Here is a 26,537-nt window from a genome sequence, read left to right as displayed (position 1 = left end):
GGATACGAAGCGGAGGATTTTCACCTCGCCCGTTTCCGTGTTCACTTCCACTTCGCAGAATTGGGCGCAAAATGGATTTATGGCAAAGCCCTCTGGGTTGGGTGCGCGGTAGCCGATGCCCACGATGACTCCCCGGTCCTTAAGTCCCTTAAGGTCTGAGAAGAGCACCTTCTTGGACGGGTTCTTCGTAGATACGGCAAAGCCGCTCTCGAGTGAAACCGAAGCGGGGTCCGTCTCCAACTCCTGCGCAGCTATTTTCAAGAGCTGTTGCTTCACGTCGATGGCTGCCGCCCTCACCGCGGGGGATTCCGTGGGCACGGTCTTGCTTCCTCCGCTGGGGGTGGCATACTGGGTCGTGCCGGTATCCGCGTGTTCGATAGCGATCACCTCCGGCTTAATCCCCAGTTCCTCGGCGATCACCATGGCCATTACCGTCTTGGTGCCCGTGCCCAGATCGCTCGCGCCCATATTCAGGTTGGCGCTCCCGTCCGAGAAGAGTTTGACGATAATGGTAGATGGCGGACGTCCGCCTCCCACCGACCAGAGACAGCTCGCCATGCCCAAGCCCCTCCTCACAGGTGCATTCTTCTGTGACCGGGAAATCTCAAGGCGAGTCTCACGCCACCGAAAGGCCTTCGCGCCCTCTTCCAAACATTGTTTGAGACCCGTGGACGTATACGGAGGAGTGCCCGGCCTCGATTGGTTCTTAAGCGGTATATTCTTAAGCCTCATCTCAACGGGGTCCATGCCGATGGCCTCACTTAAAGCGTCCATCATCTGTTCCAGTGCCCAGGCCCCCTGAGGATGCCCCGGGGCGCGGAAAGCACGGGCAGGTCCCGCGTTCATATAGACGTCGGTAGCTTCCGTGCGCACGTTGGGACACAGGTACAGATCTTTGACCAGAGAATCGACCGCCCCGGTACCGCCGGCGGCGTAGGCCCCACCACTTCCGAGGATCGAGAATTCTAGCGCTGTGAGCGTGCCGTTCTTCTTGATACCTGCCTTAAGCCGCATGTTTGCTGCGGGCCTGTTGCCCACGGCAAGATAGGTCTCCTCTCGGGTGAGGAAGATCTTGACCGGCCTGCGCGTCCTTTTGGCAAGAAGCGCCGCAATGATCGTGGATTTGTCGGTCTGCAACTTGGCCCCGAATCCGCCTCCCATGTAGTGGCCGATGACCCGTACCTTGGAAAGAGGAAGACCGAGTATCTCGGCGATCTGCGCCTGCACGCCGTAGACGCCCTGCGTCGACTCCCACACGGTCAACTCATTGCCGTCCCATCTCGCCACGCAACCATGCGTCTCCACGGGCGTATGGATCTGGCAGTCTGTTCGGTACGTCTGCTCCAGAACCACATCCGCTTCAGCAAAGCCCTTTGCCACATCACCCCGTTCGTAGCGCTCTGGAGTCCTCACACGGTTCCCCTCAGGTTGCACCTTCTGGGTATTGGGAGAAAGCGCCAGGCTCTCGTCCGCTACAAAGGGCAGCGTATCGTATTCGACCTTGATGGCGCGCACCGCATCCCACGCCTTGTACGGTGTGTCTGCCGCCACCGCAGCGACCACTTCGCCCTCATAACGGCAATTCGGATCAAAGAGTTTGAAGCGCTGCGATCTTCCGTATGGCCAGAGCAAATCCACGCCGGACGAGGCCGCACTCAATACCCCGCGAACTCCCTCCATGGAGCTCGCCGCGCTCACGTCGACTTTTCGCACCACGGCATTGGCGTGAGGAGAGCGGAGGATGGCCCCGTAGAGCATACCTGGCAGAGAGACATCCGATGGATAGATGGCCTTGCCGCTTAATCGTTCATAGGCATCGACCTTGGGCTGCGCCCGGCCAACGACCCGCGTCTTACCCCATGGCTTGGGCGCCACGCCGGGAGCGGGCGTTTCCGGTATGGGGATCGATTCAATGTAGTAGTCGCGCTCATTTGCCATGGTCTACTCCTTTCCCTTAGCTTTCAGGTCAGCAGCTTTAGCTACCGCTCTGAATATGTGCGCGTAGGAGCCGCATCTGCACAGGTTGCCGCTCATGCCCTTGCGGATTTCATCAAAAGTCGGGTGTGGTTTTGCGCGAAGCAGACCCTCGGCTGCCATCACCTGGCCAGGGGTGCAGTAACCGCACTGAAAGGCATCCTCTTCGAGAAAGGCCTGCTGCACGGCTCCCAATTCGTCCCCGTTCATCAAGCCTTCAAGCGTGGTTATAGACGTGCCTTCCGCCTCCACGGCAAGGGTCATGCATGCGTACTTGGGGATGCCGTCAATCAAGACCGTGCATGCCCCGCACTCGCCCCGTTCGCATCCCACCTTGGTTCCTGTAAGACCAAGACGTTCCCTCAGCACATAGAGGAGCGACCAGCGAGGCTCTACAACGAGTCTGTGCCGCCGGCCGTTAATCGTGAGCGTGATCTTGGCGAGCTTGTCCGCCGGAAGGAGAGTATCCTCCTTTTCTTCTGCCGCGGCGGCTATCCTCCCGGATACCGCGGTTACGGCCGCAGCCGTGCCCACAGATTTTATGAATTGACGGCGTGTAAGCCCCTTCTCGCCATCGGTCTTTTTCTCTTCTTCGTCCATCGGCCCCTCCTTCCTCGTTCGATACTGTCTAATTATGATACTGCCCCGGATAGATGTCAAATTGTGGACCAGGCTAGTTTCTCTGTGTCGTCGCTCCTGTGGATTGGACCTGACGTGCGTCTCGTTTAGGGAATGACCGGACCCTGGATTGGACTGTTAACAGAATATTTCTTTCAAATTTGTCGTTCCTTAACCTTCCCCTCACATAGTGATATTGGAACATCTCGGGGTAGCAGGTATCTAATTCGACTGAAGTGAGTTGTTGTCGTGGTCAAGCTTAAAGTGGCATTATTTGAGAAGCATATAGAAAATTATGAAGTGACCGGTGAAGAGTATTGTCGGTACCTTCACTACCGGAGATTAACGAATCTTGACATTGTACTCTGCCGTTGTCGCGACTCGCACGGACAGCTTGGATTTTTCAGATTACTGTCTACATTGTTATACGGAATACCGCCCGGCGGACGAGCATCCTCTCCGAATGCACCGCCAGCTTCCGGGTCTTCTTCGAATCCTCGAGTCCAACAAAAATCCCTCTCTTGGGTGACCGGTGTCTTTAGTATCGTGCAGGGCGATACAGGACGGGGAGTCCGATATGGATTTGAACTGCCATATATGACAGATACGTAACCGCTATAGTCTACCCTCCTCGACATTTTTGTCCGCAGCTCATGTGCTCATATCTTGGTCCAGGGTTTAGCCCAGGAAATGGACGGACTTATATGAAGGGAGGACAGGGTCTCAGGTCAATCCGAAAAAATTCCCGTTTTTTATATATTTGGGTACGGGGCGAAAATCCCGAATCTAAAAGCAGGAGGTATTCATCATGGATACTGATCAAAAGAAAGGCCATGGAGAGAAGTACAGTAGGTTAAAGGAAGGGGTATTGGGCGCTCTGATGTGCTCGAAAACCATAGGGGAAGCGGCACAGAAAGCTGGCATCGCGGAATCCACCGTGAGGCGCTGGCTCAAGAAGCCCAATTTCCGAAACGAGTATGACGAGCGAAAGAGACGCTTATACGAAGAGGCCGTAAGCGAGCTGCCCGAGGCTATGGCCGATGCCATACGGGTTCTCCACATTGTAGTCAACGACTACAGGGATGAGCACAGCATCCGCGTAACCGCCGCGAATGCCATTCTCAACTTCTACAATAGGGCGACCCCCCGGCTTGACACAGAACGGCGGTTGAGCGCGTTAGAACGAAAGGTAGCTGGCGAGCGGACACTCGGTACGGAAGATGCCATCGTGGAGAATCAAGAAGATGAGGACGATGTGGAAGAGGGCGAAGCCGACATGGTTGACACTCTGCCCGAGGCACAAATTACCACCACAGAAGACCTCGTGACTTCGCCATCGGCGCAGATGAGCGCAGACGATGGGAAGGAGAACGATGAAAACAATGTAGGAGGCCTCAACCTTGAAGCCATCTCCGAGTGCTTTCCGGACAACGGAGGTCCGACCAAGGATCGTGATACCCATGGGCTGATCTCCACACCAACGAATGAGCCGCAGCCTGAGACGGAAACGCCGGGCGCACCTCTTATTGCCACCCAGTCACCCATACCAGAGACGCAGGTGAGCGCAGATGAGCGAAAAAATGAGATAAAGCAGGGCCAGGATAGGAGCCTGCTGGCTCCTGAGGGAGATGGTGGGCTGGGAGACATTTCCAAGGCCGGATACAAGAGCAGGCGGCTACGTAAGGCAACTGGAGCCTTAAGTGCAAGTGCAGTATAAAGAGTTGTACCCTGAGGGTTCAACAGACAAGCTGTTGTGCCGTTATTGTGCAAAGGAGGTTATAAGCGTTATGGGACGAAACGACGAGTAAGAGCCGGCAATAAGTAACGAACCCCAGTTCACACCCGCCCGACAATAACGATAGGCGCTTAGGGGTTCAATAGATAGGCCCTGAATTACCATCCCTTTGCTGACGTTCAGGGCCCGGATATTGCCTTGCAGGACATGCCCGAGGCTCGTAACATTATTTGTTTGCTTCACGGGTGATACGCTTGTACAATGTCGGCCGTTGATTCACGGGGATAATTATATCGGCGGAGATCTCGTGATAACGAGTTGTGAGGAAGAAGATTTGCGATATAATACCACTCCAGGACAAGGCTCTGAGAAAGGAGGTAACCATATGGGGCTTTATAAAAGGGGGAGAATCTTTTGGTTCAGTACTATGTATCAAGGCAGGAGAATACAGGAGTCGCTAGAAACCGGTAACAAAAGGCTTGCGGAAAAGGTGTACGCAAAAAAACTGATGGATATCATGGAGGGAAGGCATTTGGGGGCCTTTATGGCAAGAAAGATTGTGTTTGAAGAGATGGTCTCAAAATACCTTGCAGAACATGCCCATTCGAGAGATCCGTATACGGTGAAGCGACTGAGACAATCTTTCAACGGATACACCTTATCGGAGATATCGACCAGGATTGTGGCGGAACATCGAACCAGGCGGTTGCAACATGTGAAACCCGCAACGGTGTATCAGGAACTCGCTTTGCTCAGAAGAATGTTCAACGTTGCTATTAGAGAATGGGAATGGCTGCAAGATAATCCGGTGAGTCGGTTGTCCTTTTCTGTGGGAAGTAGGAACGCACGTGACAGGTGGCTTACGCCAAAAGAAGAAAATGCCTTGCTTGCGTGCGCCACAAATCCTCGGTGGCTGAGAACACTTCTTATCGTGGCGTTGCATACGGGGATGAGACAGGGAGAGATCCTCAATCTAAAATGGCAGGAGATAGACTTTGACAAGAAGATCATCCTTGTGAGTAAATCGAAGAACGGAGCAAAGAGAAGTGTGCCCATGACCAATACCCTATGCGAGACTCTAAAAAATGTTCAAGTGAGAGGAATTTCAGGAAGGGTCTTTCCCATAGCAATCAGGAGCCTCAGGGTTGCCTTTGGGAAAACCCTCAAAAAAGCCGCCATAGAGAATTTCCATTTTCACGATCTCAGACATACGTTTGCCACACGGCTTGTTCAAAACGGGGTCGATCTTTACAAGGTCAAAGAACTTCTTGGGCACAAGACTCTTGCGATGACCACGAGATACGCCCACCATTATCCCGAAAGTTTAAGAACCAGCGTGGAGGTGCTCGATAATTGCTACAAATTTGCTACATCGCAGGTCGGGGCAATTGACAGATGACACAAGAACGTAATAATATCAAGCAGGCGAGAGTGGCGGAACTGGCAGACGCACTGGACTTAGGATCCAGCGGGTTAAACCATAGGGGTTCAAGTCCCCTCTCTCGCATTTTCTTTCATATCAAATACTTCCCGTGTTCTTAATCCCGAAAAGTCCAGCGTGTTTTTGGCCGATTGTGATAAATTTGTGATAAATCGGTCGGACACGTCCTTTGGTTGCTTATCTCCGCCGCCGCCGTTACTCAGACTCTTCGTATAGACGTCGAGTACATTGATGCCTCTTCGAAGGCTCTCTGTGTGGTGGTGCGCATACCGTTCTGTGGTCGCATAAGACTTGTGGCCGAGAAGCTTCTGGATGGTAAATAGATCAACACCATTCTGGGCAAGCCGTGTGGCAAACGTATGCCTCAGATCATGGAATCTGAAGTTGTCAATGCCGGCATCCCGCAAAGCGACCTCGAAGGCCCAGCGAAGCTCGTGAATATTGACGGCGAGACCAGTCTGGTTGCAGAACACAGAGTTATCGCGCAATGACCGCACCTTCTGCGAAGCTTGTTTCATTGTGAGCATGTCCCGGAGGCGTTGCGTCAGCGGGACGCCGCGCCATTCGCTTGTCTTCTTTCCAAATACCACCGCAACCCCTTTTTGAAGATCCAAACTCTTCCATGCCAGAGAGAGAATTTCTCCCCTTCTGCAGCCCGCATCCACGGCGAACGTGACTACTTCTTTCAACCATCCAGGGCATACCTCAAGGAGGCGTCTTTCCTCGTCGTCTGTCAGCCAACGGTCCTTGTGAGGCGACTCCTTTTCCATGGAGACCATTTTCACAGGGTTCTCTTTCGCCCAGCCCCACTCTCTTATGGATAGGCTGAATGCGTGCTTCATCAGGGCGAGCTCTCTGTTGACGGTGCCCGGTGCTGCCTTGGCCGCCAGCCGATTAACTTTGTAGCGGCTAATATGGCCCGGCTGGATCTCCCTCAATGAAAGTAGTCCAAAAAAAGGCAGCAAATGCTTAAGGGATGCCTGGTCGCGCACCGTCGACCTCTTTTTGACCGCTGAATGCTCCTTCATGTATCTTTGCATCATCTCCGCGAACGTTTGGGTTCCTTGTTGCTTTTCAAACCATTTGCCCTCTGCAACCTCAGTCATTACTTTGTGCTGAATCTTCTCCGCCAGCTTCTTGTCGGCTGTCTCCGTGGACTGCCTTATCTGGCGCCCATTGTAAGTAAAGCTGATCCACCATGTTGAGCCTCTTTTGTACAATCCCATTCATTCCTCCTTTCCGAGGCTCTTGATCCGATCTGACTTTCCACAATGGGGAGTATACCCGATACCTTTAATCTCGTCAATTGCTCTGCGCACGAGAGCATGGACATCTCCGCTTTCGTCGCGAAACGTGGCTTTCCGGCATTTTTCGTTTCGGGGCGGATGGGTAATACATCCCTCCATCCTGCTTGATTCCATCCATTGATCGATATCTTCCTTCTTAAACCGCAACAGCCTTCCAATTTTATAGTGTGGGATGCTCCTTACCTTCGCGTACAACGTCTTGACGTTAATATTGAGATATTTCGAGACCTCTTCTATGGTAAGAAAGCTAGATTCCATCATCAATCTCGGGTCTAAGTGTTGACGGGCGCTCATTCTTCAACAAGAAAGATTTGGCCCCCTCGCCCACGCATATGCCGTTGATGGTTTTGCCTGAAGCATTTCAGCGACCTGTTTACAGGTAAGGATTTTCATGAACTCAATCCAGCCACACTTGTTTTCTTAGTTAACGGCAAACTTGCCATCTTTTTGGTCGTTTCCATTTTTCCACTGGGTTTTTTCTCCAAAAGTACTGAATGCTCGCGCCCTTGGCTATCGCAAGAGAAACAGCTCCGGGAAGGACCCGCGCTCTTATTTGAGCCCTCTCTTGAGACGCTCAAAAGAATCAACCCCTGAGAGTGATAGAAAAGAGTGATAGAAAGAAGAAAACGAAACGGAAGATGGCTATATATAGTAAACATGTTCATTTTTTGCACTTCCGATATGTGTGCCTTTCCTTCTACAGGTGTACTTTCTGCCCTTGCGTGATCTATCAGGTATTCCTTAGTGCAAGAAATACCGGTTTTGAGTGCAAGAAATACCCTTGCCTTTAAAGTTATCCTGTCCCCTCTGATTTTGCCTCCAATATTAATCAATAACTTATTCCTTGTGTCCTTGGGTTTTGCTGGGGGAAGTACTCCCATTTTGTGATTTCAACGAATTCTGGTGTTCCATAATGTTTCCATCTCTGGGACAACTTGAACTTGCTTCTTGTGAAGCCGCACCCTTTCATCCCGCCTTTCGTTACAGGATCGATAAACCCAAACCTCATGAGATTCGATATGATCTGGTGGAAGGTCCGTCGGGCAAAACCGAAGCGCTCGCCCTCACTGTATTTGAAAGTAAAAGGGATCTCATACCGTAGAGGATCGGCGTAGTGTTTCTTTCGGGTTTCCTTGTTACCGAGAAAATAAGGAAGTGCCTTTGCAGCGGATGGGGGCAAATCTTTATATGCCTGGCCATTTAAGATCTCCCAGGGCAGTGGTACAAAGGGCGGGAGTTTATTCGTGACGTATTTGCGTCTCGTCATTTTCTATTCATCTCCAGCTTCTCTGCCGTCTTGGACTTCTTTTGCGGAGTTCTTTGGAAGGTGTTTTCGCTGGTCCTGCCCTGTTCATCGTTGATTCTTACACGAATGCGACAGCAACAACTGGTCAAATCATTCCCGTATATAACATTATCCTCTTGGAAGGTCGCGCGGTGTCCGGACATGACAGCAGAGATAGCGGCCTGGGCTTGGTCGAGCTCTTCGGAAGTGGTCTTAGACACGGGGAAATTATCGCATGGGAAAAAACCCGAAAAAGCAAATCAGTGGCAAATCAGTGAACGTTTTCAGGGCAAATCAGTGAACGTTTAGGGGGGTTATTTTTCTTGACAGGGTTTTGGGGGAGGGTTGGGAAAGGGGGTTAAAATGGAGAGTGAAAATGGGGGCAAGTCAACAGAACTTTGATCTTAGACATTCTCTGTTCTCCTTAAACACTCTGGCGCAGCCGATGGTTAATATACTGCATGCGGCATGACATTGGAATAGTGACGATGTTGCAAGGAGATAAATGCTGAAATTATTGTCGGGACGAGAGAATAGAGACACCATCGATTACCAATCGTGATGTAGTATATCGGGTGCGGGTTCCAGTAACTCGCTTTGAGGAAGAAGTTGGGTGAGAAAGTAGCTTACGTAGAAAAGAACAAACAGAACAACTCGCAGATTCAGAATGGATAAGTTAAGGTTTGACAGATTCTTTGGGGCGTGTAGAGGAGCGGTTTTATGCGATAGGGAACTCCTGGTAAAAAGTCTGTTCCGTGACGCCTGTCTTTCTGACCACCTCCTTGACCGCGGTTCCCGGTTCACAGCATTCCAGTCGTCAAGCGAGCTTTTGCTCTTCGTGGCGACAATTTGCCGGGTCTACTGGGCCAGGAAGCCTAGACCGGTTTCTAAGGAGCAGGTTCGCTGCCAATTGATGGTTTCCCGCGCACAGAATCCTGGCATTACCCATACAAGTGACCAGAAAATTAACACAATATTAACTTGCAATCCGTGATTTCTGTTGTTAGGTTATCTTGGCATTGAGGTCTAATTTGGATGGTGCCTGTTACTCGATGGACGGCATCCTACCGGCTGGAGGTTTTGGATGGATTACCATAAACTCTTCAAGATCAAACCAGGCGCGAAGGTAAGACTGGACAAGGTTGACCCAGGGTTCACCGCAAATCACAAAAACAAAATCTCGGCCGAGACAGAGATGGCCAGACATCAGATCAGACTCTGTGATCTTCAATACCTCCTGTATGCCGAGAACAACCGATCCCTACTAATCTGCTTGCAAGCCCTTGACGCAGGCGGCAAGGACGGCACTATAAATAAGGTATTTTCGGCGCTTAACCCCCAGGGTACTCACGTGTACAGCTTCAAACCCCCCTCAAAAGAAGAGGCTGAGCACGACTTCCTCTGGCGCGTACACAAGCGGGTGCCGGCAAAAGGAGAGGTCGTCATTTTCAACCGGTCCCACTATGAGGATGTTCTTGTCACGCGCGTTCACAACCTTGTATCCAAAGACGTGTGGTCGAAACGGTACGATGTGATCAACGAATTCGAAAAGGATCTCGCCGATAGCGGCACCAAGATTGTGAAATTCTTTCTGTACATCAGCCCCGAAGAACAACTTCGGAGGTTTGAGCAGCGCCTCAACGACCCTGCGCGTCGCTGGAAAATCAGTGAGTCTGATTACGCCGAACGAGAACTCTGGAACAAGTACATGAAGGCATACGAAGACGCTTTGAGCAGGACAAGCACAGAGTATGCGCCCTGGTACATCATTCCCGCTAACCGGAAATGGTTCCGCAACCTCGCGATTTCGCGGATCGTCATGGAGACCCTGGAGTCGATGCATCTCAAGACACCCAAGCCCAGCGTCGATATCGATGACATACGCAGAAAATACCACAGCGCGGCCATGGCCGCCAACACGGAAACAAAAAATAAGAAACAAAAAAAGAAGGACAAAAAGAACAAACAGCTAAAAACGGAAAAGAAACAGGATCTCAAACTCAAGATGAAAAAAAAGGAGAGCAAGACCACAGAAAATAAGGGGGCGAGCAAAGCAAAGCAGACGACTGAGCACGAGGGCAGTTGAGGAGGAGCCAGACAAAACCGCACGTGGCCAATAAAGGCAATACCGACCTAATCCGGATTCAGAAGATCTCTACACTCTACAATCTCTCAAAGGGTGCGCAAATAATCAGGAAGGGCCGGCAGCGCCTTAAGTTGCTGCGAGGTGTTGATGGAACCCCTCCGGCCAAATCATCCGAAGTCCATGCTTGAAGACGATACGCTCGCTTGAGCCTAAAAAATAATTGACGTCAGTTTGAGGAGAACGTTGTAATGTCAGCAAAATCATCGGCTTCATCGAAAAAGAAACGGACTAAAAAGAAAGAGCGGAATCGACAGACCGCTTCTAAGCGGAACAAGGTATCTCCTGCAGAAGTAATCGGACTTGAACCGGCGGATGCGGCATCGCCCGCAAAGGTCGTACCCGAGAGTAAACCATCGCCTAAACCAGCAGTAGAGCCGCCTCCTGTCAACCTCAACGACCCTTCCCTGTATGTTAATCGCGAGCTTTCATGGCTCGAGTTCAACAAACGTGTTCTGGAAGAAGCCCAGGACCCTCTCACGCCCTCTCTGGAGAAACTCAAGTTCTCCAGTATTTTTCATTCGAACCTTGACGAGTACTTCATGGTTCGCGTGGGCGGACTCTTCCGCGAGCTTGAAGCCGGTGTAAACGACTCCGACTCAAGCGGCATGACCATCCGAAGACAACTTGATGAGGTGGCGGAAAAAGTGCGGGGACTTCTTGCTGACCAGTACGCAAGCTTCATGGACGATGTGCTGCCCGGGCTACAAAAAGTGGACATATTCATCCACAATATCGACGAGCTCGACAAAAGACAGAGGAAGCGTCTTGACAAGTATTTTGAGGAGCAGGTGTTTCCCATTTTGACGCCGCTCGCCGTGGATGCAGGGCACCCCTTTCCGTTTCTGACGAACCTGCGACTGAATCTCATGGTCATCTTCAAGGAGACCGGTGATTCGAAGATTCCTCAGGCCTACGCATTCGTTGAGGTGCCATCGGTCTTGGCAAGGCTGATCGGGATCGACCAGGACACCAGGGGATATCACTTTGTCTTACTCGAAGACCTCATCAAAAGACACATTCATATGCTCTTTCCGGGCATGGAGGTGCGAACGGTCATCGCCTTGCGGGTGACGAGGAATCAGGATTATGATTTGCATGAAGAGGATGTGACGGATCTTTTAAAATCCGTAGAGGCCGAGATCAAAGACCGCTCCGACAAACTCGCCGTGCGCCTCGAGGTGGAGTCTGGTGCGCCTAAGAAGATCGTGCGTCTTTTAGCCAAACAGGTGGAGGTGGAAGACCGTTTCGTCTACGAGATTAACGGCCCCATCAACATTCGTGACTTTCTGTCTCTCTATGATCTGCCTGTAAACGGGACACACAGGGATCCGCCCTTTAATCCTCGCATCCCGCGCCGTTTAGCAGGCGAGAGCGATATTTTTACCGTCATCAGGGATGGAGACGTTCTCCTTCACCATCCCTACGACTCGTTTGCCGTGTTCATGGATTTTCTCAATGCGTCAGCCGATGATCCAAACGTGCTCGCCATCAAACAAACCCTCTACCGGATAGGCAAGGATTCTCCGGTGGTCGCCGCCCTGCGTCGCGCAGCGGAAAACGGCAAACAGGTGACGGCCGCTGTGGAGCTCAAGGCTCGCTTCGACGAGGGCTCCAATATTGACTGGGTGCGACAGATGTCGCAGTCCGGTGTGAACAGCGTGTTCGGATTCGTCCGCTGGAAGATCCATTGCAAGGCCACGCTCGTGGTACGCCGGGAAGGCAAACAACTCAGGCGCTACGTTCACGTTTCCACCGGCAACTACAACACCGTCACATCCAGGATATATACGGACTTGGGACTGTTTACGTGCGATCCCTCCTTCGGGAATGATGTTTCCTCACTCTTCAACGTTCTGACCGGGTTCAATTCATGGAGCGGCGGCAATACATTTACCCCGGAGACGGTGGCGTCCATGTTTCACAAATTCATGATCTCCCCCGTGACCACACAGCAGACCCTCTTGCGTCTCATTGATCGCGAAATCCAGAAGACAACATCAAACTCACCGGGGCGTATCATCGCAAAGATGAATGCTCTTGTCGATACCAGAATGGTCGGTAAACTTTACGAGGCTTCCCGTGCAGGCGTACGTGTCGATCTTCTGGTACGTGGCATCTGCTGTCTTCGTCCCGGTATACCGGGGGTGAGCGACAACATCCGGGTCATAAGTATCCTCGATCGCTTCCTTGAACACTCAAGGATTTACTACTTCGACAACGGAGGAAATGCCGAAATCTACTCGGGAAGCGCCGACTGGATGCCGAGGAACTTCAAGCGACGAGCGGAAATCCTTTATCCCATAGAGGATGTCCGACTGAAGACGCGGATCATGGACGAAATTTTTGCCACATACCTCAACGACAATGTCAAGGCGCGCATCATGCAACCGGACGGCACGTACGTCAGAGCCAAGGCGAAACCCGGGACCAAACCTGTAAGAAGCCAGAGCCAGCTCATCGCCATTGCCCGCGAGGGGGGCATCAAATCAGCCCCCTATGAAGAGCTGGTGAAAGAGATCGGCAAAAAGAAAGCAAAAAAACATCAAGGATAAAGGAGACCCGGAGGGATGAAGAAATCAGACATGGACAAAGCCGTTGAGTTTGCTGCAAGCACCGCGGAAATCTACGATCCTGACCCTGCGCACAGCGCACAGGTTACACTGCTTGCCCTGGCTCTCTTTGACGAGCTAAAGACTCTCCACGGGTACACGGAAAAGGAGAAGCGGCTTCTTAGCATCTCAGGAAGGCTCCACGATATAGGTTGGTCCAAGGCGGTTTCCGGAAAACATCACAAATTCACCCGTGATATGATCCTAGATCTGGCCATACCCGGTCTTCACAAGGATGAACGCTTTCTCTGTGCCCTTATTGCGCGCTACCACACAAAGGCTTTGCCGGATGCGTCAAAGCACCAGAGGTTCGCTTCGCTTGCCCCCACCGCACGCGACGTGGTGGAATGGCTCGCCGGCATGCTGCGCGTGGCCGATGGCCTCGATTGCAATCATAATGGTGCCGTTCAAAATCTCCGGTGCGAGATCAAAGACGGAAAGATCACGGTAAGGCTCAAGACCAAAAACCGCTGTGCCAAGGAGATTGAGCGGGCTACCCGGAAACAGGAACTGCTCGTCAAAAAGACAGGGAGGGACATTACATACCAATGCTGATGGTATTCTTTTCCCACGTGCGAAGCAACCCCCCCGCATCGGAGTCGGCGCGTGACAAACACCTCGAGAAATGGAACGACCGGGAATACCGACGCCGGCTATGCCGTCGGCTTATGCCCTTATCCAGATAAACCCTGTTTAAGGGGGTGCGCGACGGTTCACAAGAAGGAGCCAAAGGGAGGTTTCTCTCATGGGCAATAGAACGAGATCCACTGAGGTAGAACTCAAATTACTTCTCCCCGACGAGAACGCCATACCGACGATCCTGAAATTCTTGCGTCAGCGAGGTTACAAATTAGAAGACATGGGCCCGGTCAAAAATGTGGACACATATCTCGACACCTTTGATTGGACGCTCATGAAGAACCATCTTGCTTTAAGGCACCGCCAAGCAAACGACAAGGCCATGTACACATTGAAAAGCGTGGGTGGTATGGAGGACGGGGTCGCAACCAGGGCCGAGACAGAGATTGTGCTCGATCAACCGGTGAGCGATTTGACGATAATTCCCATAAAGAGCCTTAAGAATCAGGTGAAAGAACTGATCTATCCCCGTAAGCTTATAGAGCACGTCCAGGTGCGCACGGACCGGCACCTCTACCATGCCGTCTCACCCAGGGGGGCAAAGATCGAGCTCGCCTTCGACGCCACCGGGTTCTCAGCCCGCGGACTTCACGAGCAACGCACGGCGCGCCGGCTCATGGAGATGGAAGCGGAACTCTTGAGCGGTCCGGTAAAGGAGATCACCGGCCTGCGGGATCTTCTCAAAGAGAAGTTTGAGTACGCGCCGTCGGCTGAGTCGAAACTTGAAGTCGCCATCAAGCGCTTAAAGATTGTTATCCCCTCGAAGAAAGTTCCGGAGTCGCTTAAGGTGCGCCTTGACGACCGTCTGGATCTGGCCGTGCGTAAGATCCTCTCTTTTCAATTTCAGTGGTTCACCGAGCAGATCCCCGGGGTGCTTCGCGACATCGATACCGAGTTTGTACACCAAGGCAGAGTGGCCACGAGACGCATGCGATCAGCCCTCAAGTTGTTTCATGAAGCGCTCCCGGAAATCACAACGGTCTATCTCGAGGAAGAACTGAAATGGTTGGGAGGAATGTTCGGCGCCGTGCGCGACCTCGATGTCTTCCTTCTTAACCTCCCGAAGTTTAGAACTGAGATTAAGCCCTTTCCAAAGAAACAGAAGAAGGGCTTTGACGATTGGATTGAAAAGCATCGGCGCAAACCACTGAAAGCGCTCTGCGATGCACTTGAATCTGTCAGAGCAAGGCGCATCGAACAGCGCATGAAACAGTTCCTTGAACGACCCCTGCCTAAGCGTCCGCGTGGGTCCTTCGCCGCAATGACCGTAGCTTGCGCGGCACCGAAGATCATCCACGAGAAGCTCGCAGCGGTCGTCAAACAGGGACACGCGGTCATACAGAATCCAAAATTGAAAGAGTTTCACGGTCTGCGCATTCAGATGAAAAGACTGCGGTATGCCTGCGAGTTTGTAGCGCCGGCCTACGACGGAGGTCTCGATGCCTTTATCGATCGGACAGTGGACATACAGGACTGTCTTGGGGAGCTCCAGGACACGGTCTTCACCAGGAAGTTTGTGAGGTGGCTGCACAATGATTCGAAAACCAAGCTCGTAGACCCCGACATGCTTTTCACGCTTGGGCAGATCCACGAGCTACAAGCGCAGATCGCCCGGAACAAACAGGATGCCTTTGCCGCAATCTGGGAAGAGTTCTCGTCCGATGAAACCCGGACAACATTGGAGCAAGTCTTTCGCCCGTCTTCAGAGCAGTGATAAAGATTACCCTCGCCTCACGTGTGGCTTATCAGGAAGAGACAACTTTAGAAAGCCACCTCGGATATCCGAACGACTGCTCTTGAGTGAGCGGTACTCCCACAATCTGTCCTAGCTCTTCAAAGAACCGTTGTAGTGCCAGCGACAGGATTTCCTTCATGGTGGTCGCGGATCCGAAAGCCTCAAACCCGATAGTGACCCAGTCGGCCGGTTTGACATCCGCCTGTATGGCCGTCACTTCCACGTTATACCCCTCGTTACTCAGGGCCTCTTTAGGGCCTGAGATCTCCACAAACTCACCGGAGCCATAGGTATATCTACGGATAAAACGTTCTTTGCGCACTTTGAGCCATGTGCCGGAGTCAACTAGCCAACTGTTGCGTTCGTGCCAGTCACCGCGTGCGACGGACCATTTGACCCATTCTTCCGCAACGCCCTCGATGCCTCCCTTGAGGGCGAAGACGCGCGGAAGACCTCGCAACGCTTTGACTTCGAGTTTCCCCTCCCTCAGCTTGATACCGGTAGACGTGCAATCGGGGAGCACAAGATATTCGTGTTCCTGCACAACGCCCGCGCCTGTGTCTCTGCCATCGCCGAACCATTTCAAGATCTCTTTGAAAGAGACGTAAGAGACAAACCAGCGCGCCTCTGAGCTGTAGAGGATCACGTATACGCCCCCTTGCCAGATTGAATGCTATCGGAAACACGGACCATAGACGATTGTATACCTCTTTGTCCTCTATCTGTCAACAACTGGCACCAACATATTTCTCTTGCAAATCTCTTCAGATTACATGAGAATAATTCGGCATATGAAGAAGGTAAAACGTATCGGTATTTTGACTGCCGGGGGCGACTGCCCCGGGCTGAACGCAGCGATTAGAGGTGTGGGCAAGGCAGCTCTCGGCCGCCATGGCATCGAAGTCATCGGTATCCGCGACGGCTTTCTCGGGCTTATCGAGAACCGTACGTTGGCCCTTGATGGGACCGCACTCGCCGGAATCCTCACCATAGGCGGAACCATCCTGGGCACAAGCCGTATCAAACCGCACCGCATGGATGTCAAAGGCGTAATCAAAGACTTGAGAGACCTCATCGTCAGGAACTACGAAAAGAACAGACTTGACGCACTGGTGTGTATCGGCGGAGGCGGCACGGCCAAGAATGCGCTTCGCCTCACAGAAAAAGGTCTTAACATAGTACACCTGCCGAAAACTATCGACAATGACGTCGCCATGACCGATACGAGTTTCGGCTTCGACACTGCGCTCGCCATCGCCACCGAGGCCATCGACCGCCTGCACAGCACGGCCCACAGCCATCACCGGATCATCGTCGCAGAGGTGATGGGGCACCGCACCGGATGGCTGACTTTAGGCGCCGGCATCGCCGGAGGCGCGGATGTGATACTCATTCCAGAGATTCCCTATAATGTGAAGAGTATCGCCAAGGCAATCCGGGCCCGCATGGAGCGTGGGATGAACTTCAGCATTGTTGCGGTGGCCGAAGGCGCTCTCTCGCGTGAGTATGCCAACCGGTTCAAACAAGCCAAGGAGCGCAAAGCCAAGGCCCGCGATCAGGAAGCCCTGCTCCTGGCGAAAGCCGAGCTCGCGGAACTGGATCAGCATCATTCCGGCAACACGCTCCGTCTGGCCCACCAGCTCGAAAGACTCACCGGCCTTGAATCCCGCATCACTATCCTCGGCTATGTGCAGCGGGGTGGAACTCCCTCGGCAGTGGACCGCCTGCTTGCCACGAGGCTCGGCACCGCTTCCGTTGATTTCATCCGCAGGGGCATTTTCGGAGTCATGGTCGGAGCATACGGGGATGGAGTCAGACCTGTGCCGCTCGCGGATGTGACGGCTGAGCGCAGGGAAGTCCAGATGGACCACGCATGGGTACAATCCGCTCGAGCTGTGGGCACGTGCCTGGGCGATTAAGTGGACGCCGGCATCCCGCCTGGCCCACGTTTAAGGTCCCTAGAACTCTTTCCCGTGCTTGGCGCTGCCATGTGACGGGCCCCCCGGTAGAAGCAATCCCAGGCTACCCTCCTCGTGAGTAAAACGCGTCTCTTTAATTGTGCTTCTCACGCCGGCCATCTTGATGATCCAAGTCCCCTTCTCCTGGTGAGGCACGTTGTAAGCCCTTACCTCGACATGCCGTTTCTCGCCCGCTGTTTCGGCTCTTTGTCCATAGCAGAGATGGGGCAGCTCGCATTCTTCTTAACTCTACACTCCTGAGATGTCCTGTAACGTTCTGTTCTGGAAATAAACCGACACATCTCTTTCGCCTATGAAGGAGGCTGGGTTTTTCAGGTGTAGGTTTAGCTTACGCACGTAAGTGCAAAATCCAACAGGTTAGATAAAGGCCGGTAAGACTTCCCTTTCGTTCGAGGGTTTCACACAAATGCAACGCAGATTTCATACTTTTGTAACTGGTTTGTAATCGTTTCTTAATACCGCGGTGGTACATTTGTGTTGTCGGGACGGTAAAGATCTCTGAGGTCGCGGAACCGCGACCTGTGGGCTTCAAGCAAATACTCGGGCAGGGAGGAAGAGACGATGTTCAAAACCGTAACCATATCTTTCAGGACCAAGCAGGAGCTGCTCGATTGGCTCGATCACGTGAGTCAGGAATCTAAGTGCTCACGCTCCGCGCTCATCGAGGCCATTCTGCGTAAATCAATCGATGAAGGCTTTCAAGGGGATACGATGTTCAACAGGATCGTCGAGGAGCGGGGTTCGGCAGCAGCCGAAGAGAGGAGCTTGTCGTCAGAGGATGTATCCTACGTAACAGTCGGAGGCGTGAAGATCGGCCTGCCAAAGAACATCTCCTGCAACATATCCTTTGACCAAGACAAGTCGACCTTCAGTCTCGATCTCACGCCTGTCGACGGTAATGTAACTGAGGCCTCCAAACGCGAGCCGGGCGGGCAGCTCATAGAGGCGGGCAACTTAAAAGAGAACGCTATAAAGGAGGTTCTATGAAAGTCCATGCGAAGACCGGATTCATCACCATGCTCACGGTTTTCCTGATCCTGGGCCTCAGCGCCATCTGCCACGCCTGTTACGGCAACGATCAGGAGTATATCGTTGTGTTCCGGCCGGGCATCACATGGCAACAGGCGGCCGAAGAGGTTTCATCCTGGGGAAGCGCTTATCATCTGGCCACCGTAACAAGCCCCACCGAACAGCAAACTCTGCAAAAAGATCTTCAGGGACTCTCGGGCGAGTTCTGGCTCGGTGGGTATGAGGATCCGTCCAAGAAATGGCACTGGGTGACCTCGGAAGGCTGGAGCTTCGCCCGCTGGGCAAAAGGTCAGCCGGACGATTCTAGAATTCGCGTCACCGATCGGTACCTGGCGATCGGGTCAAAATACGGCAAGGACAACTGGATGTGGTATGGCGAGTCAGACCCGCGGAAGATTCGTGGTTTCGTCGCCGAACGGGACACCGACCCCGGAAATCCTTCTCCGGTCCCACTGCCTTCAGCAACGCTGCTTTTTGCATCTGGTTTGACTCTTGCCTCGGGATTTCGCGTGATTCATCGCGTCAAAAGGCACGGCTAACCGCTCACGTACCTTTGGGGTCGGCTCAACCGGCCCCAATGTTCATAATGCATGCAAAATGCCGTAATATTCTTGCCGTCCGAACGTTCTGTGTGTTCGTCTGGTCCCGTATATTCTCCAACGCTAACCCGGCCCGTTAACAGAATATTTCTTTCAAATTCATTCTTTCTTAACCACGGACTCATATAGTGATATCAGCATTTCTCCAAACCGAAGAGGAGGTTATCATGAAAAATTGGATGAAGACACTTGCAACACATTACGAGACCATGAGAGAGCGCTACCCTCAGGATAGGTTGCTCATCGTCTTCGATATCGACGGCACCATCCTGGACATGCGCCACACTATTCGCTATGTGCTGCGCTGTCTTGACGAGGAGAACGGGACGGATTATTTTGCGCATGTTGCGGCCTCGGACATTGATTTCGGCGAGGAACACCATATCGACCGGCTTTTCAAAAGACTTCATGTCCCGGAAGTAGCCCAGCCAAACCTCCGCGCCGATTACGAGAAGCTTATGTTTTCCTCCGTGGCCATACCGGAAGCCTACCGTCCGTTTCCGGCGATTCTCGATGTCATCAGGTGGTTCCAGCTGCAGCCCAATACCTATGTGGGCTTCAACACAGCACGGTTTGAGTCCGCGAGAGAGCATACCTTACGGTGTTTGAACGAATTAGGCAAGGAATACAGGGTGGCGTTTGTAGATGATATGCTCTTCATGAGGTGCGACGAGTCGGGTGGAGACATACCGGACTCAAAACAGAGGGGCATCACCTATTTCAGAGAGCAGAATTACCGTGTATTTGCCTTCGTTGACAATGAATCAGAGAATCTGAAGGCCGTCTCCGAGAACGATCCGGACAAGGAAATCCATCTTCTCCACGCGGAGACCGTCTTTCGGTCTGCTCCGGCTGCCCTCACACCTCACGGCAAGAATGGCAAGGTATACGATCTCACCAGGTCTGCCCCGGAAGAACCATCCACAGAGCACATACAGTTCGTGTGGCCCTGCGACTTCACGAGAGAGGGGCTCGGGTCTTTCATGGGCTCGAACATAAACTGGCTTGAGATCGATCTCAAAGATGTGCAGAAAGTGAGCCCTGTGGCCGACGGCATGCTTTCTCTCGAGGAATGCCTGGATTTTGCAAGCATCGGCGGGAAAGGCATAAAGTTCAACGTGCATGAGAGCAAGTTTCTCCTGAATAAGGCCATGGAAATAGCCGATGCATACAAACTGCAGGGGTCCTCTTTGTGGTTTAAACTTGGCGATACCCACATCCTGCGAGGTAACCACCTAGCGGCTCTCAGATACAAGTACCCTCTTGCCGTTATCGAGTATAATGTGGATTATCTATCCGAATCTCTCCTCAATGAGGCCGCGAGCGCCCGGGAGATCCTTGAACTGATGCGCGTGGCCGGGATCGATAGGTTTTCGCTTAACCGCAGCCACCGGTACTGGAGATTGGTGGTCAATGTGCTCACCATTTGGAAGTTCGATGTTCACATCAACAATGTGATGAGTTTTGAGACCTTCCTGCAAGCAGCTCTTCTCTACCCTCGATCTCTGACCCTCCACCTCGGCTTCAGCGAGTGGAGATATTTCGAGCCCTTGCTCGAACGCATAGCGTAACAACAATAGACATTAACACGGAGGCTACGACATGGTTTGTGTGAAATGCGGACAGACCGAAACATATAGAGAATATGATCGCCAGACCGATACGGAGATATTTGCCTGTTTCAAATGCGGGTTCAGGAAGTACAAAGGATATCCCATGCAGCCCGCCGATTTCGCGAGGATAAAGCGGATCTGCAGAAAGATAATCCGTGGCGAGTGATACGACTTGCTCGCAGCCTTGATTAGGACGCAAGGTTGCGACGCGGCGGCTCCTGATGATAGTCAAAGAACTGGGCTGACTGCGCTTCCCCCATGAAACGATCCAGCACCTTGCGGTCACACTTGAGAAGATCAACCACGATAAGGCCATCAAGGACATTCCCGAAGGCCGGGTCAAGGTTAAACCCCATGAGCCTGCCTCCCAGTTTGACATAATGCTTGAGCAGGATTGGCAAGCCTTTCCTGTCGCTCTCCACATCAGATATGATGGAGGAAAGCTCTTCGATATCGGCAGGAAGCATGGCGGGAAAACTGGAACTCAATCTCTTCTTTGATTGTCCGGACAAAGGGGTACGCGGTCTCACGAACCTGGCCATGTCTGGAGCAAAGTGATTCATGGTGAGATAGGAAACCATGAGCTGTTTTGAGAATTGTGAATAGCGGTCGCTTATACTCACAGGGCCGAAGAGGGTGGTGTACGAGGGGTTCCTCGCTACAAAGGCGGCTATGCCTTTCCAGAGAAGCAAGAGCGGCTGATAAAGCTTCTGGTATTCGGCTCTAACAAACGACCGGCCGAGCTCCAGACCGCAGTCTATGTGCCTTAAAAAGCTCTCTTTGTAATCGAAGAGCGTACTGGTGTAAAGCCCCTTCTTTCCGAATCGGCTTACGATCTCGTCCACGCGACCCAAGCGGTAGGCTCCCACCACATTCTTCCTGTTATCATCCCAGACAAAAAGATGTGTGTAATAGAGATCGCACCTATCGAGGTCCACGGATTTCCCCGTCCCTTCCTGTGTCTGACGGAAGGAGATCTCGCGGAGACGGCCGATCTCGAAGAGCGCATTCGGTATCTGATGGGCCCTGGCAGAAAACACCCGGTATTCTCCGGATGTCATAAGCAGTGCGTCTCGAGGGAGCCGATCAATTTCCTGCGCGATGACGTCTGAGCCCGGCCCCGCTGCGAGAATCTCCTGTACGGCCTTGACTTGTTTTCTAAAAATCATGAAACACCCCCTCGCTGCCGGTTTTTTGTGGTTTCGGTGCTGCAGCATATATGTTCGCATTCTCAGATAGGATAGGAGGTTCTCGTTGTCGGAGAACTTCTTGAGTCTCTGGAAAGGCACCACACGTCCGATGCGGATTTTGACCGTGCTGTTTCGTTTCTTCAGGAGTTCGTGTGGCAGCAGTGCAGTCCTCAATTTTGCGTTGAGAAGACCCGCTGCCTGAAAGAGTGCGCTGTTCGCGCCCTCGAAGAAGACCGGAAGCACGCTGGCTCCGGACTTGCGCACCAACCCTGCCACAGCCTCATGCCAGCGCGGATCCACTATTCGCCGCTCCTGAAGGTTCAGAGAGGAAACGGTGCCGGAAGGAAAGACTGTGAGCGCGTGGCCCGCTCTGAGCCAGGCCAAGGCCTGCCTCAGAGGCTTTAGGTTCTTGGTAGTGGAATCTTTTGTTTCAAAGGGATCCACCGCAATCAGAATCCCTCTCAACTGGGGGATTCTTGAGAGGAGATAGTTGGCCATTATTTTTGTATCGGGACGCACGCCCGGAAGAAGTGCTCCGAGTATAAGACCCTCAAGACCACCGAAGGGGTGATTCGACACGATAACCAGAGGCCCTTCAGTCGGAATGGAGGCTATCTCCGATTCGCTCACCTCGTAGCGCACTCCCAGGCTCTCCAGTGATCGGCGCATGAAGCCGCTCGCATCGGTCTCGTCTGCGATCTCCATATACACATCGTTCAGCATGGAAAGGCACAGGGCCTTTTCGAGTCCTCCCTGAAGAATAGAAAAAACCTTTCTGGCCAAGGGGGCTTTGAACGGGGTCGGGAATGCAAAGATCCTGGCGTTTTGCTCCGTATCACTGTTGTTCATAATCTCCTCCGTGTCGATCTGTTTGTAGATTCCACAGCTCCCGGAGTAATCCTACACGCCCGCTGTTAACGACCAATTAATTTCATACATTCATACGGTTAATTCTACGCCGGCTAGGGCAGCTCATTTATCAGGAGAGCGAGCGTTCTCACGATCTCAGCGAGCTGTTGATCGTCTATCTTTCCAGTGGATCTGTACCGGATGACCTCCTTGCCGTCGAGCATCAGCATATTGCTGTCTGCACTGCTCATGTCGAAGGACCTGGATACCTGCCCGCTCCAGTCGCAATAGACCGTCATACCCACCCTTCTCGAATTGTCGCGTAGGCCCTTCTTCCATATTTCAGAAATAGGCCAAATGACACGGGAGCAATCAATGACCGGGAGACGTACGATGAGTTCCTGTACAGCATGAAGTTGTCCATCGTACATGTGGTTCAGCCTATCCTTGGCCTCGCTGTTTTTCTTTACGAGGTCCCGTATTTCGTAAAACATGACCACCACCTTACCCCCCGCAGCATCTCTGAGGTGAGTACCTGTCCCGCTCCTAATTCCACGGAGAAATGAGGCGCCGGGGCGTTTACCGAAGGGGAATTCGCGCCCGCATCACGGGCAGGACCCGCCGAACAGAGCATAACAAGAACCGCGGCCGCAACGAGGAACATGGTCTGCTTCACCGTACGTTGAGGATTAAGCAGTGGAGTCATCGAATTTGTAGCCCACGTTTGTGACGGTTACGATGTAGGCAGGCTTTTGCGGGTCCTTCTCGATGATCTTTCTCAGGTGGCTGATATGAACATCGACCACGCGCGGCGTCACGAAGACCTTGTCACCCCAGACATGGTCCAGAAGCTGGTCGCGCGTGTAGACCCTTCCCGGGTTCTTTGTGAAGAAGAAGAGAAGCTTCGTCTCTATGGGGGGCAGGTCCGTTTTCTTACCACCGATCGTCACTTCGTATCGCTGGAAATCAACAAAGAGATCCTTGTGAAAGAAGGTCTGTCCCTGCTGTGTGAGTTTCTTCTGCTGGTTTCCTCCGGTCTTTCTTAAGGCGGCCCTGATGCGTGCTACGAGCTCTCCCACGCTGAAGGGCTTGGTAATGTAATCATCGGCGCCCATTTCAAGTCCCACGATGCGGTCTACCTCGGTCCCCTTGGCGCTCAGTATAAGAATAGGAAGACCCGCATGCTCCGGCGCCCCTCTAATTTGCCTGCAGACCTCAAGCCCGTGGATTCCAGGCAGCATGAGATCGAGCACTACGAGATCGGGCTTCTTGCTTTTTACCAGATCGAGGGCATCTTCTCCGTTATCCGCGGTGATCACTTTGAAGCCCTCGCGTTCGAGGTTGACGGAAACCAGGTCGAGAATATCCTTTTCGTCATCGACTACGAGAATCTTCATGGGCGTCCACCTCTATCTTATCTGTGGCCTGTTCGAGAATAGGTACTCCTCAGGGCTTTAAGCTTCCACTGGGCTGAAAGGAATTGCGAACGCGCCCCCACGCTTCATTCCGGTTTTCCTCATGGTGGAGATTACTATGGTATTGTTAGAAATCGATTGAGATACGGTTAATTTACGGTGAAGAAGAAAAGGGGCCCCCGAAGCGGCCCCTTTAGATGTTACGGAAAAGACGTTACGGCGTCTGTGGCGAATCCGCTCCCCGGTAACCCGGATATGCGGACGGATCATCCTTCCAGTAAACCATTTCCGCCTGGCTCGCCCAGTATTTCGCAGGGTTTCCGCCCATAGCGGTTATCTTGGTAGGATCGTTGGCAAATTGCATGAGCTTCTGCACCACGGGGGTGTCGTCGACAGCCTTGACATAGAGGTGCTGCGCTGACCAGAAGTTGTCATACTGGCCGTTCCTGATCGTTATTCTTCTCGGATAAAAACCATTGTATTTGACCGCAGCGGTGTTGACATAAGTCTTGCCTGTACCGCAGCTCTCGGCCTGATCCGCGTCGGCAAAGCCGATGCCGCCGGTCTGGGTATTCACGCAGTTCATCTCTGTACCTGTGCCGTTGTTGAACCATACGTACGGACCACCGTCTTGTTCTGTGGTCACCAGGTTCCAGCCCCATTTGTTATTCCCTCTCATCACTGCCCAGTCGAGGGTTGCCACTGTTCCAGATCCGGCATGACGTATACAGGCTTCGATCGGATTGGTGTCATATCCGGCGCCAAAATCGGTCCAGTTATAGGCCTGTCCGGAAAAAATCATGGTTGCCATCTGACGGGATACATCGGTAATTGTCTGCGATACGGTGCCGCAGTCGCCCGCCAGAGGCACTGTGTTCAGGCAGTCGGCATCTGCGGAGCACTGTACGCCCGCATTGGGTGTGCCGGCAACGCATGTTCTCACCTTTACGCTGTTGTTCACAAAGAAACCAAAAGGCACTACAACCGGCCTGTAGAGATCGTAACCTGTCATGTCCTCGGCAGCGGCGACGAAAGTCTTCACGTTAGTTCCCCTGGCGCCGTCCTGAGGCCCGTTTACGTTGCCCGTGCTCTGCTGGGCAAAGGCGCTGCTTGCCACGTCCGATGCCCCAATGGTCACATCATAGCAGCCTGTGGTGTTTGCGCCGGTTCCGCTAAGCATGGTGCGGTAAGCAAGACCGGTACTCGTACATGGATCTGAATCGAGCATGGCCTCTTCTTTTACAGCCTTGATACCCTCAAGGGAGTTCTTGGCGGTTACGCGTATCGTGATGGTACCGTTACCGAGAGAGCAGCCGGTACCCTGGGCGATGAAGTTGGAACCGCTCGTTCTGGTCGATACGTTAGCGGCGGGGCATCCCGCTCCATTATCGCCGGTATCTTTGAGCCAGGCAGGGGCCAATGCGGTCCAGAAGGTCTGCTCGGCCGATGCTCCGTATATGTTAATGTCATCAGCAAAGGCGGCTGTTGCGCCAAAAGCTATCAGGGAAACCCCGATTAGTGTATTGAGTAATCTATTCCGTACCATAATTCAAATCCTCCTTTATGATCTTGTCATTCGCATATCAAGTAAATTTCATAGAACTTAAGCAACCCTTCTCTTGAGACCGATGAGACCGAGTAGACCCGGGGCCAGTAGCAGCAGACCCGGTGGCACGGGCGTGGCGGTAGGATTGATAATCGTGCTTCCGTCCGCCATGGTCCTTAGCGTAGCAATCTTGGTGCCTGCGCCGGCGTTGTCGCCGCTCGCGAAGTAATAGAGGTTCATGTCCACGTATCCCAGGGTAGCCATAGTAGACAGGGAGGCCTCCCCGGTACCGGTGCTCAGAAAACCGCCGAAAGTTCCAGGACTGGCATCGAACCTGGACACATAGCCATTCGCTGAGCTCTGTGGGATGTAAACCGTGCTATTGCCGTTCGCCGCGCTGGTGTAAGTAGTTAAAATACTCTGTACATTGCTGAAGTAGCCAGCATACTTGCGTGCTACGCTCGATTCTGCCTGAGTGCCACTGACCCAGACCCGTTTATCGGTGTTGCTTCCGTCGTAGAGAAAATATGCCACATACAGGGTACTCCAGTCCGTGCCCGTGTAGCCCGTGAATGCATCGCTGCCACCGCCAACGGTCAGGTTGCTCGTGCCGGCAAACTGCTGGTCGCTAGAAGCATTGTAGAGTGACGTGGCCGCTTCATACTTCGTTGTGGAAGTATCATACACGACCCTTATCAAGTCATAGGTGCCGAAGGCGGCATGGCTCTGTCCCGCAAAAGCAAGAACAAACGCGACAGTCGTGAACACTAAAAGAAATTTCTTCATTGTTACTCCTCCTTTTTTCATAATTCGTGCATCTCTATCTCC

At 52.7% G+C, this 26,537-nt stretch carries 22 protein-coding genes and 1 tRNA gene; 12 read left to right on the top strand and 11 right to left on the bottom strand.

Features of this window, described 5'->3' with window-relative positions; translation table 11 throughout:
- Nucleotides 1-1,938, bottom strand: a 1,938-nt coding sequence (locus VMT62_00865) for a xanthine dehydrogenase family protein molybdopterin-binding subunit (GenBank protein ID HVN94957.1), incomplete at its 3' end; no start/stop codon positions are given.
- A gap of 3 nt (nt 1,939-1,941) precedes the next feature.
- On the bottom strand, nt 1,942-2,574 hold the full coding sequence (locus VMT62_00860) for a (2Fe-2S)-binding protein (protein ID HVN94956.1): 633 nt from the start codon (nt 2,572-2,574) through the stop codon (nt 1,942-1,944).
- A gap of 826 nt (nt 2,575-3,400) precedes the next feature.
- Here VMT62_00860 and VMT62_00855 point away from each other — a divergent pair.
- From VMT62_00855 to VMT62_00845, 3 genes are all read left to right on the top strand, one after another.
- A complete protein-coding gene (locus VMT62_00855) occupies nt 3,401-4,309 on the top strand; it encodes a MerR family transcriptional regulator (GenBank protein HVN94955.1) in 909 nt (302 codons plus the stop codon).
- Between the two features lie 403 nt (nt 4,310-4,712).
- Nucleotides 4,713-5,726, top strand: coding sequence for a site-specific integrase (locus VMT62_00850; GenBank protein ID HVN94954.1), 1,014 nt, complete (start codon nt 4,713-4,715; stop codon nt 5,724-5,726).
- Between the two features lie 26 nt (nt 5,727-5,752).
- Nucleotides 5,753-5,834: transfer RNA gene (locus VMT62_00845), tRNA-Leu, on the top strand.
- Here the strand turns inward: VMT62_00845 and VMT62_00840 are convergent.
- The 3 genes from VMT62_00840 to VMT62_00830 form a co-directional block, all read right to left on the bottom strand.
- Complete coding sequence (locus VMT62_00840; protein ID HVN94953.1) at nt 5,816-6,994, bottom strand: tyrosine-type recombinase/integrase; 1,179 nt, start codon at nt 6,992-6,994, stop codon at nt 5,816-5,818. The two genes, VMT62_00845 and VMT62_00840, sit on opposite strands and share 19 nt — an antisense overlap.
- Nucleotides 6,995-7,336 (bottom strand): helix-turn-helix domain-containing protein, encoded by a 342-nt coding sequence (locus tag VMT62_00835; GenBank protein HVN94952.1) that lies wholly within the window; start codon nt 7,334-7,336, stop codon nt 6,995-6,997.
- Between the two features lie 568 nt (nt 7,337-7,904).
- Complete coding sequence (locus tag VMT62_00830) at nt 7,905-8,342, bottom strand: hypothetical protein (protein HVN94951.1); 438 nt, start codon at nt 8,340-8,342, stop codon at nt 7,905-7,907.
- A 1,102-nt stretch (nt 8,343-9,444) separates the two neighbouring features.
- Between VMT62_00830 and VMT62_00825 the strand changes: the two genes are divergently transcribed.
- The 4 genes from VMT62_00825 (at nt 9,445) to VMT62_00810 (ending at nt 15,468) form a co-directional block, all read left to right on the top strand.
- Complete coding sequence (locus VMT62_00825) at nt 9,445-10,446, top strand: polyphosphate kinase 2 family protein (GenBank protein ID HVN94950.1); 1,002 nt, start codon at nt 9,445-9,447, stop codon at nt 10,444-10,446.
- Nucleotides 10,447-10,694: 248 nt separating this feature from the next.
- On the top strand, nt 10,695-13,058 hold the full coding sequence (gene ppk1 / locus VMT62_00820; protein ID HVN94949.1) for a polyphosphate kinase 1: 2,364 nt from the start codon (nt 10,695-10,697) through the stop codon (nt 13,056-13,058).
- 15 nt (nt 13,059-13,073) lie between these two features.
- The gene (locus tag VMT62_00815; GenBank protein HVN94948.1) at nt 13,074-13,670 is read left to right on the top strand and encodes a hypothetical protein; all 597 of its coding nucleotides are present in this window, start codon (nt 13,074-13,076) and stop codon (nt 13,668-13,670) included.
- Nucleotides 13,671-13,860: 190 nt separating this feature from the next.
- Nucleotides 13,861-15,468, top strand: a complete 1,608-nt coding sequence (locus VMT62_00810) for a CHAD domain-containing protein (GenBank protein HVN94947.1) — start codon at nt 13,861-13,863, stop codon at nt 15,466-15,468.
- A gap of 31 nt (nt 15,469-15,499) precedes the next feature.
- Here VMT62_00810 and VMT62_00805 read toward each other — a convergent pair whose 3' ends face one another.
- Complete coding sequence (locus VMT62_00805; GenBank protein HVN94946.1) at nt 15,500-16,135, bottom strand: hypothetical protein; 636 nt, start codon at nt 16,133-16,135, stop codon at nt 15,500-15,502.
- Between the two features lie 145 nt (nt 16,136-16,280).
- Between VMT62_00805 and VMT62_00800 the strand changes: the two genes are divergently transcribed.
- The 5 genes from VMT62_00800 (at nt 16,281) to VMT62_00780 (ending at nt 20,875) form a co-directional block, all read left to right on the top strand.
- Nucleotides 16,281-17,408, top strand: coding sequence for an ATP-dependent 6-phosphofructokinase (locus VMT62_00800; GenBank protein ID HVN94945.1), 1,128 nt, complete (start codon nt 16,281-16,283; stop codon nt 17,406-17,408).
- 621 nt (nt 17,409-18,029) lie between these two features.
- A complete protein-coding gene (locus tag VMT62_00795) occupies nt 18,030-18,455 on the top strand; it encodes a hypothetical protein (GenBank protein HVN94944.1) in 426 nt (141 codons plus the stop codon).
- Nucleotides 18,452-19,036 (top strand): hypothetical protein, encoded by a 585-nt coding sequence (locus VMT62_00790; GenBank protein ID HVN94943.1) that lies wholly within the window; start codon nt 18,452-18,454, stop codon nt 19,034-19,036. The genes VMT62_00795 and VMT62_00790 overlap by 4 nt, the downstream gene beginning before the upstream one ends.
- Before the next feature lie 227 nt (nt 19,037-19,263).
- On the top strand, nt 19,264-20,667 hold the full coding sequence (locus VMT62_00785; GenBank protein HVN94942.1) for a hypothetical protein: 1,404 nt from the start codon (nt 19,264-19,266) through the stop codon (nt 20,665-20,667).
- Nucleotides 20,668-20,698: 31 nt separating this feature from the next.
- On the top strand, nt 20,699-20,875 hold the full coding sequence (locus VMT62_00780) for a hypothetical protein (GenBank protein HVN94941.1): 177 nt from the start codon (nt 20,699-20,701) through the stop codon (nt 20,873-20,875).
- A gap of 22 nt (nt 20,876-20,897) precedes the next feature.
- Here the strand turns inward: VMT62_00780 and VMT62_00775 are convergent, their stop codons facing one another.
- From VMT62_00775 to VMT62_00755, 5 genes are all read right to left on the bottom strand, one after another.
- Entirely contained in the window at nt 20,898-22,748 is a 1,851-nt protein-coding gene (locus VMT62_00775; GenBank protein ID HVN94940.1) for a GNAT family N-acyltransferase, read from the bottom strand.
- A gap of 113 nt (nt 22,749-22,861) precedes the next feature.
- Complete coding sequence (locus VMT62_00770; GenBank protein HVN94939.1) at nt 22,862-23,242, bottom strand: hypothetical protein; 381 nt, start codon at nt 23,240-23,242, stop codon at nt 22,862-22,864.
- A gap of 195 nt (nt 23,243-23,437) precedes the next feature.
- Nucleotides 23,438-24,145: a response regulator transcription factor gene (locus VMT62_00765; GenBank protein HVN94938.1), complete on the bottom strand. Its 708-nt coding sequence runs from the start codon at nt 24,143-24,145 to the stop codon at nt 23,438-23,440.
- A gap of 232 nt (nt 24,146-24,377) precedes the next feature.
- Nucleotides 24,378-25,709, bottom strand: a complete 1,332-nt coding sequence (locus VMT62_00760) for a hypothetical protein (GenBank protein HVN94937.1) — start codon at nt 25,707-25,709, stop codon at nt 24,378-24,380.
- Nucleotides 25,710-25,766: 57 nt separating this feature from the next.
- Nucleotides 25,767-26,495: a hypothetical protein gene (locus tag VMT62_00755; GenBank protein ID HVN94936.1), complete on the bottom strand. Its 729-nt coding sequence runs from the start codon at nt 26,493-26,495 to the stop codon at nt 25,767-25,769.
- Between the last annotated feature and the right edge of the window lie 42 nt (nt 26,496-26,537).

This window comes from Syntrophorhabdaceae bacterium (genome assembly GCA_035541755.1).
Classification (GTDB): Bacteria; Desulfobacterota; Syntrophorhabdia; order Syntrophorhabdales; family Syntrophorhabdaceae; genus PNOF01.
Note: the sequence above shows the minus strand (reverse complement) of the source record. Positions and strands in the feature narration are given on the sequence as shown.